This window comes from Saccharicrinis sp. GN24d3, from assembly GCF_052400645.1.
Classification (GTDB): Bacteria; Bacteroidota; Bacteroidia; order Bacteroidales; family Marinilabiliaceae; genus Saccharicrinis.
Window position 1 is genome coordinate 84,473 of the sequence record NZ_JBQTGI010000020.1, and the last position, 12,246, is coordinate 96,718.

Below are 12,246 nucleotides of genomic sequence, written 5' to 3' on the forward strand. Positions count from 1 at the left end.
TAACGTTTTTGTACGCTATTATATTTTGGATTCTCTTTCATTAAAACATAACACTCCATAATTAAGTGCTACAAAATTTATTGCTCCTATTCAGTGAGTACTTTTGTTGAAACAAACTCCCCTCCGGCAGTTATTTTTAACAGGTAACAGCCTTTACCTAGCTTCAAATCACTCGTAAACGAATCGCCTTCGAATATTGCTTCCATCATTTTTTGTCCGGTTAAGCTATACACTTCAATCAACTTACTACCTGTCATACCATTAACCTGAATTTGCAATTTCCCGTTTCGTACCGGATTCACAACTGCTACTTTTTCAGACAATTCATTTTTTGAAATACCAGTAGGTACATCCTGGGCTCTGATTGCATCCAGTTCGGCATCGGTCAAAAGCTCCTTATAAAGTCTGAACTCATCCATTTCTCCCTGGAAAAATTTAGATCCCACATCATGACGGCCGAATACAATCGCTCCGTCACAACTCTCGGGTGTGCGGTCTGTTGTAACAGTATGTTCAGCATTCAATGTCAGGGTAACGGTGTTCGTCGTATGATTTGACCTCAATGCCACATATGTCCATTCACCTGGGTTGATTGCAGATTCCGAATAAGAATTTTCTCCGGCAATGAATGAACCTAGATAACCAAAGGTTCCGGTAGTTTCAGAAACAAACAAAAAGCTTCTCCTTTGCCCTGATCCCGGCGCCTGATGCACCATCACGTACTCATCTACTCCCGCAGTCGCATCTATTTTTATCCAACCACACAAGGTAAAGTCATCAGTAGCAGGATTTAACAACCCGGCCGGCGTTTGAAGTGTAAAAGTATGAGACGTAGTATTATCCACCCCCGAAGTGAAAACAATCCCTTGTCCATCAATCCCTGTTCCATATGCCACAGTTCCTGTTTTTACAGCATCATTGCTGTTAGCGGAGGCATCTTCCAGGTTTCCGTCAAATTTGTAATGAAAAACGGGTGTTGTGCTTTGCGCCTTCAACATAACAGATGCAAATAGCATCAAGGTAAACATTAGTAAATTTTTCTTCATAATAATTTAAATTAATTAGTTAACTATATACTACAACATTTTAGTCTCTTTAAGAATCACCTCTGGTTTCTACATGAGTCCGGAGGTACTATCTTGTTATTTCAATTAAAAGGCCCCCACTTCTCCTAATGAGCAAACAGAGATGTTGCCTTCGACATTTGAATTTTTAAGAATGACCTTAATGAAGCGGCTTGATGCCGGCGTACTGAATTTCACATCCTGTCGTGATGTCGCCATCCCTAAACTGAATTCTCCAGCCGAAGTAAAGGTGGTATTATCAGTACTGGTTAATATCTCAATGTCTTTAACCGAACCGTTGGTGTTGTTTTGACGCTGATAGAAGAACATGCCGTTCAGCGTCTCCTCTTTACTCAAGTCAATCACGAATTCGTAAGGATAACTGGTTGGATCTTCGCGCCATTGTGAATGCCAGATCACATTGATATCCCCATCGATCAACGCTTCCTTGTGCCCTGCCGGTGGATTTGGATTTCCGGTATCTTCGGAGTTAATACTCAACACTTTCCACATCGTTTTATCGATCTCTGCAATTTCCTCAACATTGATATCGATATCCGGTTTCCCGTCCACAAATTGATAGTTATAAACGAATGAAGTATTACGTCCATTCTCATGGCAAAATTTCACCCGCATCTCAAAGGGGAACACATTAAATTCAGAGTGGATACCATTCAATGGCATCGTCAAGGTAGCTGTTCCATCATTGATTTCAGTTGTGGTCCAGGTAACAGCATTATAATCAGCATCACCATCCTTAACATGAGGGTCGTTGTAGGCAATGATAGCATTCACCGGAATATCGGTAGTGAATTTCGCATTGAGATATAAATTGTCGTTATCAGCGTAGATACGCATTTTCTTCAATTCAAAATCAGCCTCTTTTTCATAATAGTCGATTTCACCTGTATTAAACACCTCATTATTGTTTAGGATTGCAGCATCGGCGGCCGTGAAATTGATTTTATCAGGTGTCTGATAGAGATAGTGGTTTCCATCGGCCATCATCGAAATCCAATCTTCTGTAGCCAATTGCTTATTATGTGGCAGGTTCAGGCAATGACCCAATTCATGAATCGTACCTCCAATCCAACGAACTTCCTGAGGATCGGTATTCCAATACTTCATGTCGAAAAACTCATAATCCAAAGCGAAACACCACCTGCCAAGACCGTAGAACGGTTGCCCACCTGCATCGCTGCCATGTTGTCCTTTAGTACTTGGCATGAAGATGATAGTATGATCACTGTTTTCCTCTTCGGGATGTGCTGCAAAATACTCCTTGATTTCAGGAATCGCTTTTTGACCTCCACCGCTATAAGGATAATAATCCTTACCTTGCTTAGCTGTTATCTTGGTAATTTTCACATAAACATCGGGCAAATTGGTATCTTTTAGTAAACCAAATGTTTTAGTCCCATAGCCATAACGGATCATTTGCTGTTTGTACCATTCCTGCATCCAAAGCATCACACCCGATAGTCGCTTGTGGTAGGTTTTTGACCCTTGCATATCGTTTGGTACGAAATACACCACATTCAGCGTGTTAGGCATCTCGGAGCTGTACTCTCCTGAAGGCTCAGCCGGAATTGGATTCGGAGTTGGTTCGGGCGTTTCTTCCTTATAACTTGAACACGAGTAAAGACCGACTGAAATATTTATCATAAAAAAAAGGATCAAGCTGATATTTCTTTTCTTCATAGCTAACTCATTTATTTTTTTTAAATAATCATGTTTTGATACTATAAAATTAAACCCGGCTTATTCTTTATCGCCAAGCCGTTTTATTTTCCATAAGTCATTGTGCGACTGGAGGTGTTCTTTTCGAATTATTTCTTCAACACGTTCCATCAAATCAGGATGCTGAGCAGAAATATCTATCGTTTCCTGTGGATCAGCTTCAAGATCGAATAATTCGAAATGTTTATCGGGTTGACTCATGGCATTTTTACAAATAGCTTTGTATTGACCTATTCGTACGGCAATTTGCCCTCCCATTTCAGGAAACTCCCAATAGAAATAGTCGTGTTGATCCTGCTTTTTCCCTAGGAGTTCAGGCAAGAAACTAATACCGTCAGTGTCCTTTGGCTTTTCAACTCCAGACACATCACAAAGAGTTGGCAACACATCCCAAAAGGCAGAAGCATGATCCGAAGTCGATCCCGCTTTAATTTTACCCGGCCATGATGCAATCATAGGGACACGTATGCCACCTTCATGCAAAAAGCATTTACCCCAACCGAATTCACTTTTAAAGGGGCCTGCGCTATTGAACCAAGCGGAGTCGGCACCGCCGTTAAATGTAGGCCCGTTGTCAGAAGTAAAAATGATTAGGGTATTCTCGTAAAGACCCAATTTCTTTAGTTTGTTCACTAGTTGCCCTACCTGTTCGTCAAGATAGGATACCATAGCTGCATAACCTGCATGTGGGTATCTGTGGGGAAAATAACCGCCTTTATTAATGTACGGTTCTTCATCTCCGAATTTCTTCACATAGTAATCCACCCATTTTGTTGGAGCCTGAATAGGAACATGAGGAATTGGTGTAGCCCAATACAGAAAGAAAGGTTGATGCTGATTTTCTTCGACAAACCCATTGAGCTTGTCAAACATTAAATCAGGAGAATATTCATTTAGTGTAAAAGGGGCATAAGAGGCTGCATCATATGGATCTGCCCCCTTTGCCAGTCTTGTCGACGGCGCAACCGTATCGTTATCCAAATAAACCCGATGGTCGTTTTCATACAAATGAACAGGATAATAAGTATGTGCCTGTCGCTGGCAATTGTAGCCAAAGAAATAGTCAAAACCTTGTTTGGTCGGAATGCCCTTGGTATGAGGCGCTCCTAATCCCCATTTCCCTACAACGCCTGTTTTGTATCCTCCCTCTTGCAACAGATGACCAATCGTGACAGTTTCCTCGGGTAAAGGTCTTTGTCCTTCCAAAGTGGAATCGGCAATATTTGCCTGGTAGTTCCATACATCTCCGCGCTCTGACCATTCATCATTACCGCGCACATAGGAGTGCCCCATGTGTTTTCCGGTAAGCAATACACAACGAGATGGAGCACAAACGGGCGCGCCTGCATAATGCTGAGTGAAACGAACTCCATTTTGAGCTAAATTATCAATATTGGGCGTTTCGATCAGTTTTTGACCATAACATCCCAACTCGCCATAACCCAAATCATCAGCCAAAATGTAAATGATATTGGGTTTCGTATTATTTACTTCTTTTGAATCGACACAAGCTCCTGTCAGACTCATGATACCAAGTAAAACAGGACACCCCAGGAGGGAAAATATATTCTTCATTATAATAGTGATCTGATATGAGTTTTCAATCATTTGAAGTCATTCGCAACAGATGTATCCCAAACAGAGTCCTTCAACCCTCAAGTTGATTTTATGTAGGATGAATCACCTATCTGGAAAAGTTTATCCCGGAACAGATTATTCCGGGATAAGTCAATTCTGTTTAAGGAATGCTGCTCCAACCTGGATTTTGTTTCAATTGTGGATTTAATACAATTTGATCAGAAGGAATTGGTGACAGATAGTAATGATCTGGTACCCCTTCAGGTGCGGCATAAGGTTGCACATAGCCTTCATCTGCTCCATTCTGAATAGGTAATTTGTTACCATATTCCGAATTCACAACCCATCGACCTAATTTAGCCTCTTTTGTATATTCACCCCATTTTTTCCAGCGTCTCAGGTCATCGGTACGGAAACCTTCATACATTAACTCAACAGCACGTTCACGGCGAATCTCCCAAAGAGCTGGTTCCACCGTTGCATCACGGGTTGGATCATCAGGAATGGCGCTAATACTTAACGCTGCCACATGACCACGAGCCCTGAGTTTATTTACAGTAGCATCGGCTACTGCTTGTGTAAATTCACCCAACTCAAAAGCAGCCTCTGCATAGTTCAGCATCACCTCTCCCATACGGAACAGAGGCGCATCGTGCACATCTGAATTTTGAAATCCCTGAGAGATTCTGTTCTGAAACTTATATAACCAATACCCGGTTGCAGTGGCATTGAAGCCTTGCCCTTCATTATACTTTCGGAAATGAGGGGATACCTTCAGAACATTACCCGCCCAGTTACAGTTTGGTAATGTTTTTTGCTCGTAGGTAGAAATTTCATCCATTAAATCGATGTACTCATTCACCTTTATATCCGCCAATTTGGTATATGTTTTACCACTGGCATTTACCCTATATGGAGGAAGTACCGTGTAATATAAACGATGATCCCTATTACGAAACTCATCGTAGGGATCTTTATCTCCAGCAAACAAAGGACTTGTCCAGCGGGTTTGTCCATCGGTACACAAGTATATGTCCATACCTTTTTTGGTTACATCCCAATTCCCAATAGAACTTCCCGTGTGATGCGACAAATAATGGCGCATTTTAATAGGAATGTAGGCTTTATAAAGCAGTATACCGGGTTTTCCTGCCAGATCTTCGCTATTAAACACGTACTGATAGTCATCAATTATTGTTGGATGATCTGTTACCAACGCTTTACTAGCTTCAAAGCTCGCTTGCAAATATGGCGTTTCACCCCCTAAGCTATGATACTTACGCCAAGTCCCCTCACGAAGTCCAAAACGGGTAATTAAAGCTCTTACAACGTCGCGATTAACCGTATTTTCACCATTCCCATTGGCGTTGATATGCTCCTCGGCCCATGTCAGATCGTCCAGGATATTCTTTGCCACCTCATCTCTTGGGGTACGTTCTCCATAAAGGTACTCTTCATCCGAATCAGTAAGTACCTTATCAACCCATGGCACAGCACCATAAATGTTCACCAGATTAATATACTCATAAGCACGAAAAAACAAACCGACACTTTTCCAATGCGCTTTTTCTTTATCAGTTAATTTTGATGTCGCCCCCTCAATATTGTCAAGCATCAAGTTAATACTTTTAATGCGTGCATATGCATTGTTCCATGTGCTTGACGAAGATGGCACTGTTATTAATTGATGCAACCAACTGTTTGGTTGTGTAGAAGTGTTATAAAGCGCCAGGTCGCATCGCGCCTCTTGATTCAAAACATCCCGGCTGCTGTATCCAATAAAAGCATCATAAAACCCCCATGCATATATCTCAAAGTTAGAGTTATTTGTGAAGGTTGTTGGAACTGTTAACTGATCTGCTGGAAACCTCTCCAGACTGTCTTCGCATGCTATTAATAGCAGTGCAAACAATAATATCAATAAATATTTTTTCTTCATCTGTTTATTTTTTTTATTGAACACTCCATAACAGAATTTACATTTTTGCAAAGATCGTTACGGCTCTTATCATCATTCATTAGTAAATTGTTATTTAGAAAGTTAAGTTCAATCCGGCAATAAAACTTTTCATATAAGGATATGTTCCTCCTTCACCTTTGTTTTCTAACTCAGGATTGTTTCCATCAGGGAAATTATCCAACATAAAAGGATTCTCAGAGGCTACATAAACCCTTAATTTATCTATACCCAAACGACCCATGATATTCTTTGGCAAAGTATACCCTAAGGTCAGGTTCTTTACCGCCAGGTAAGCTCCATTAATCAAATACTTAGTTTGCACCAGCTTACTGTATGGGTAATTCACTTTTCCATCATAGTAGTTACGTGGAAAATAAGCATCTGTATTCTCAGGAGTCCAATAATCTAACTGGTGTGCGTATAAGGGGATAAACTGGTTATAAGATGGGAAACGCAGACTATTGTCTCGCCATACATCTCTCTTACCAACACCCGAGATTACAAATGAAAAATCAAAACCCTTGTATTCCGCGCCACCATTGATACCAAACTGATATCGACGGGTACTGTTACCAATAATTTTCCGATCACCAGGACCTGTATTTGGAATTACTTCTCCAGTTTCCGGATCGATTGATGGTTCTAATGTATTATCACCAGAGAAGATGATTCCATCTCCATCCAAATCTTTGTACTTTATATCACCAGGGTTTGGATTAGTTCCTTTATAATAGGGTATACCATCTTTTAATGTACCATTCATCAGGTTGGCACCTAAAGTCCCATCAACAAAATCATCTGTTGTATAGTATCCATCTGTTTCATAACCCCAAATCTGACCAAACTTGTATCCGTTGTAATACTGACTTAACAAACCTGCCTCATTATCGAATTTGGTAATTTTAGATTGACCATCGGACAAGGTAAACGCCACATGGTAGGAGAAATCTTTAATTTTATCTTTCCAACCCATTTGCAATTCCCAACCATATGATTTTAGATCGGCGGCATTTTGCTGAGGAGCACTTGCACCCAACACGGCAGGTAATTCTGCGCCCGGAGCAAGCATACCTATAGTTTCGCGCGAATAAATATCGAAAGAAGAAGTTAAACGGTGATTTAATATGTTTAAATCGAACCCAATATTTTTTGTTACTACCTCTTCCCAGGTAAAGCCGGCACTCACTAATCCAGGTGTATTAATGGTATTGTATCGCACCCCTTTATTCGTATTGATCCATAAGGCTTGTCCTATGGACATGCCGGGGATAGCAGGATATAGACCTGAAGTCTGCTGGTTACCTATAGATCCCCAAGATGCACGTAGTTTCAACAAAGAGATAGCAGCAACATCTGCCATAAACGACTCTTTACTAATAGTCCATCCTGCTGAAATAGAAGGAAAGAAACCATATCTATCACCTTCGGCAAAACGAGACGATCCATCGTAACGACCATTCGCCTCTAAAAAATATTTCTCTTTGTAGTTATAGTTTAAACGGGCAAAAGTTCCCATAACAGCCCACGAACCAAAGCTATCGTCAGCAGTCACATCGCCACTGGCCATTGAAATAGAAGGCAAATCCACATTAATCAGATTATTCTTTTTTGCCCAGAACGATTCGGTATTGTAATCTTCTTTGTTAAAACCAATTAATCCACCTATATGGTGATGCCCTAATTCTTTAGTATAATTGGCATACACGTTATAAGCCTTGTATTCAGACTGAGAATTGTACTTTTGGTAAAAAGTTTTCTCCGGATCAGCAGCATTCAATGTTAACTCATCGGCATTCACTGTCTGAATTTGCTCATCCACTGAATATTGCATAAAGTCTTTTGTTTCATAGGTAAACTCACCTGTGAATATCAGATCTTTTATTAATTCATAATCCAGCCTTTCAAATAAGCGTAAATTTTTGCTTTTTGCACTTGTAGGCGTTTTATAACGTTCCATATTAGCAGGGGTATCATAAGGATATGTCGTTCCATCCTCAAAAGTATGAAACCCTTCAGCCGGCGTAAATGCACCTCTTCGCAAAGCTATATCGTACCGTCCAATCGGATACGATTGCTTACTATTCAAATACATTATATCTGAGGTTGATTTTAACTTCGAGGTAATATCAACCTGGTAATTGGTATTGAAGTTATATCTGGTGTAACTATCGTTATCGGTTACAACAATACCATCCTCATCACTATACCCCATTGACACCCTATATGCGGAGTTCTCGCTACCACCACTCACATTGAAGTTGTGAATTTGCGTAAAACCGTTATCATCCAGGAATGCACCAATCACATCAGAATCCTTCAACCTGTAGTTCAGGCCATCCTTTGTGGCTATCCCATTAGGATATGTACCTGGATTTTTTCTGTAATCATCTAAATAGGTCAACCAGGAATCTACCTCCTGACCTGTCCAGTACTGATCGTAGCCCCAATCTTTTAGCGCACTCACATAATCGTAGGTAGAGGCTTTTGATGGCAACTCGGTTGGAGAAGAAAAACTATAGGTAGAAGAGTAATTAAAGGTAGGTTTACTATTTCTTTTCCCTTTTTTGGTTGTGATCAAGACCACCCCAAAAGCTGCACGAGCACCATAAATAGATGCAGCAGCAGCATCTTTCAGTACGGTCACCGATTCAATATCCTGTGGATTGACATCACGGATGGCAGCAGGCACGTTATTAACCAACACCAATGGATCACCGCCATTTATGCTGGTTAGGCCACGAATATTAAGAGACAGTCCGGGATCACCTGGCTGACCGGAATTAGAGGTGATTTGCAAACCGGGAACAGTTCCTTGCAATGCACCAAGTGCATTAGTAATTGGCCTGTTCGAAAGCACGTCTTCCATTTTTACGGTAGAAGTAGCTCCTGTAACATTCGCTTTCTTTTGAACGCTAAAACCAACCACCACTAATTCCTCTAATCCAATTAATTCACTCTTAAGAACCACGTTAATGATAGTTCTTCCACCAACTGCAAATTCCTGAGTTTGCATTCCAATAAAAGAAAAAACCAACACAGAAGATCTTGAAGGTACCTCAATAGTATATTCTCCATCTATATTGGTAATTGTACCTTGGGTAGTACCTTTTAATATAATGGCAACACCCGGTAGAGGTATCCCCTCCGCATCAGTAACTATTCCGGTTACTTCCATCTCTTGTGCATACAATGAGTGTATTCCCAGAGAGCACAAAAGCACAAACAACATTAAAATTTTTTTCATACTTAGAAATTAATTAAATGATTACTTAAAGGTGAAACAGCAATAACCTATTTTAATAAGTCTCAATTCAGCAATTCACCTCATGATTATTTAAATTATTAATCACTAGTAAAATTACAGACTATGACAGTAATCCATGGAGATCAAATCTTGAAATAAAGTACACAAATCAATCAATCTAACTATATCTTTGATTTTGAATAGGCTTTCCTGCTCGACTACCGACGGAATACCAATACAACCCGATATTATAATGGTATTCTAACGATTATAATTAGTTCATCCTAATAAATGGACTAAACGGTTGATAACCTGCGGATAAGCTTTTGTATTTAACTTTATTAATCTTCAAGTAAATGTATATTTTAGACATAAAGCTTACATAGTTGGAAAACAAGACAATACAACTCAGTTCAGTATTTTTGATACATCTTTGGATAAGTTCATTAACCTAGAGCATGAACTATGTGTTTTATCGAAGCAAATTGATTGGGATAAGATCGAAACCGAGTTCTGGGTTTACTATTCGGATTTTGGACGGCCATCGATTCCAATCCGCAGGGTCGTAAACTTGCTTTTGCTAAAGCACATTTAGAACCTTAGCGATGAAGCAATAATTGACAGGTGGATTGAAAATACTTATTGGCAGTATTTTAGTGGGGAGAAAGTCTTCCAGACCCAAAAGCCTTTTGACCCGACTGAACTAATACATTTTAGAAAACGAATAGGCAAAGAAGGCCCTGAAAAACTATTAAAGGTTTCTGTGCAACTTTTTGGACAAGAAGCCCAAGAAAAAAAGGTATTATAGACAGCACACTCCAAGAAAAAAACATCACTTATCCAACAGATGCCAAGTTACATAAACGCATCATAGAAAGAGTTAATGTGATAGCAAAACAAGAAGGAATTGTGCTGCTCCAGACTTATACTCGGACTCTAAAACAGTTAATGATAGATCAACGTTTTCATAATCACTCCAAAAGAAGGAAGAAATCTCGGGCTGCATTACGGAGAATAAAAACCATAGCCGGTCGCCAGGTAAGAGATATTGAAAGACAATTTAACCCGCATTATTCATCACGAGTTCAATTCTAAAAAAGCGCATAGAATTTTTTAGAAATACCGATTTCACTAGCGAGATTTTGAAAAATTACGAATGATTTCCCGATATTCTTGCTAAAAAGCACTTGTAAATAGCTAAATAACAATTGAATATGGTCAATTTATACAAAAAGACACACCTATCCCATTGGTGTTTGTTTTGCTTTTATCGCATAATAAGTTGCCTTAGTAAATCTTGATGGGGGAAAGCCTTTGAAAATCGATAATATATACGTCTTTTTGTCTTTTTTATTGTTGCCCCTACTTTTAGTAAAGAAACACGAATTGTACTTACTTGCCATTTCTTTGCGGCTTCATATTTAGTTTGTTTTATTGCCTGTTTTAGTAATAAAAACATCTCGTAAGCCATGCAGCTTAATATTAATCTCATGAAGTTTGCCCAAAAGCCATGATTGGAGAGTCTATCTGAGAAGCACATATTTTTCACTTCCTTGATTCGGTTTTCACTTGCATCACCACGCTTTACATAAAAATCAAAATATATTGAACGAGCATCTGCCTCATCCATATTGCTGATAAAATGTCTAACATTCAATCCCTTACCTGTGCTTTCTATTTTGGAGTAGCACCGTTGGGACTTGTGCCATGTTTTGGCTTGATACTCAAAGCTGGTAAAATGTTGGTGTTTTCTGTTTTGAGAAACATACAGGTGAGTAACGGCATTTGCAATACGGGCAACTCTTTGTTTTAGTACTTCGTTACTGGCTTGCCCAATAGAGTATTTAAGATTAAAATCACAGGCAAGTTTATAAAATGCAGGACCACTGAAGCCACTATCCGCACGGATAAAAATTTCCATATCAGGGTATTGTTCTTTTATTTTGACCAATATCCATTTTAATATAGCAACATACCATTTGTTGGAATGACTGTTTCCCGGACGAAGAACCGGAACAATAATTTGACCTGTCCCTCCATCGTGGAAAAACAGCTCGTTATACATGAAGTGCCCGTAATAACCATTAAACATGGACATTTGCTGATTGCCATAAGTGGGGTCATCTGTTGCATCTATATCTATAACAACTTGTTTACGATTTTTGAGTGTTGCAACATAACGGTCTATCCAGGCATAGCACAGTCCAAATATTGAATGTTTGTCTAAACTATTCTCTAAACGGGAAATGGTTGGTTGGGAAGCAAGTTCGCCTTCTAGTACATCTTGAAGTAAAGGGTCGTTCTTTAAATAAGTTACATCATTAGCATCTTCGTAGCCAAGCATTAGCATGTATACTCTTTGCTTTAGAAGCTTTACCATGCTGTGCGTGATATGAAATGGATTACGGGAATCTGGCATCAACTTGCTAAAATAACTGATTAGCTTATGTTTACGCTCTAATTTTTCGAGCAACAGTACCGCCCCGTCACTACTTATCTCTTCTGCTGAAAAATCTAATGAAACCGCTGTATTACCTCTATAACAATAGTTCGTTAAAAAATTAAGCGGCAATAGTGCCGTAAAGTTTGTAAATTTGTTTTCCATTTTTACCGGCATATACAACATGTACCAACCGAATGTTCCTTTTAAGCCATTTGGA

At 39.5% G+C, this 12,246-nt stretch carries 6 protein-coding genes and 1 pseudogene; 1 reads left to right on the forward strand and 6 read right to left on the reverse strand.

Translation table 11 applies throughout. The features are described from left to right. Positions 1-86 precede the first annotated feature (86 nt). The 5 genes from ACT29I_RS20420 to ACT29I_RS20440 form a co-directional block, all read right to left on the reverse strand. On the reverse strand, positions 87-1,046 hold the full coding sequence (locus ACT29I_RS20420) for a LamG-like jellyroll fold domain-containing protein (RefSeq protein ID WP_444794294.1): 960 nt from the start codon (positions 1,044-1,046) through the stop codon (positions 87-89). A 105-nt stretch (positions 1,047-1,151) separates the two neighbouring features. Further along, entirely contained in the window at positions 1,152-2,765 is a 1,614-nt protein-coding gene (locus ACT29I_RS20425; protein ID WP_444794295.1) for a discoidin domain-containing protein, read from the reverse strand. Positions 2,766-2,825: 60 nt separating this feature from the next. After that, a complete protein-coding gene (locus tag ACT29I_RS20430) occupies positions 2,826-4,379 on the reverse strand; it encodes an arylsulfatase (protein WP_444794296.1) in 1,554 nt (517 codons plus the stop codon). A 163-nt stretch (positions 4,380-4,542) separates the two neighbouring features. Beyond that, the gene (locus ACT29I_RS20435; RefSeq protein ID WP_444794297.1) at positions 4,543-6,321 is read right to left on the reverse strand and encodes a RagB/SusD family nutrient uptake outer membrane protein; all 1,779 of its coding nucleotides are present in this window, start codon (positions 6,319-6,321) and stop codon (positions 4,543-4,545) included. A gap of 94 nt (positions 6,322-6,415) precedes the next feature. After that, positions 6,416-9,586: a SusC/RagA family TonB-linked outer membrane protein gene (locus ACT29I_RS20440; RefSeq protein WP_444794298.1), complete on the reverse strand. Its 3,171-nt coding sequence runs from the start codon at positions 9,584-9,586 to the stop codon at positions 6,416-6,418. A gap of 607 nt (positions 9,587-10,193) precedes the next feature. Here ACT29I_RS20440 and ACT29I_RS20445 point away from each other — a divergent pair. Then, positions 10,194-10,394 (forward strand): annotated as a pseudogene (locus tag ACT29I_RS20445) (transposase); the annotation flags it as partial. A 459-nt stretch (positions 10,395-10,853) separates the two neighbouring features. On the opposite strand, the gene ACT29I_RS20450 reads toward ACT29I_RS20445, so the two are convergent. After that, positions 10,854-12,246, reverse strand: a 1,393-nt coding sequence (locus ACT29I_RS20450) for an IS1380 family transposase (protein ID WP_444794299.1), incomplete at its 5' end; no start/stop codon positions are given.

Excerpts from the sequence above, each read along its gene's own strand:
- ACT29I_RS20420 (WP_444794294.1), bottom strand. The coding sequence starts at position 1,046 with ATGAAGAAAAATTTACTAATGTTTACCTTGATGCTATTTGCATCTGTT.
- ACT29I_RS20425 (WP_444794295.1), bottom strand. The coding sequence starts at position 2,765 with ATGAAGAAAAGAAATATCAGCTTGATCCTTTTTTTTATGATAAATATT.
- ACT29I_RS20430 (WP_444794296.1), bottom strand. The coding sequence starts at position 4,379 with ATGAAGAATATATTTTCCCTCCTGGGGTGTCCTGTTTTACTTGGTATC.
- ACT29I_RS20435 (WP_444794297.1), bottom strand. The coding sequence starts at position 6,321 with ATGAAGAAAAAATATTTATTGATATTATTGTTTGCACTGCTATTAATA.
- ACT29I_RS20440 (WP_444794298.1), bottom strand. The coding sequence starts at position 9,586 with ATGAAAAAAATTTTAATGTTGTTTGTGCTTTTGTGCTCTCTGGGAATA.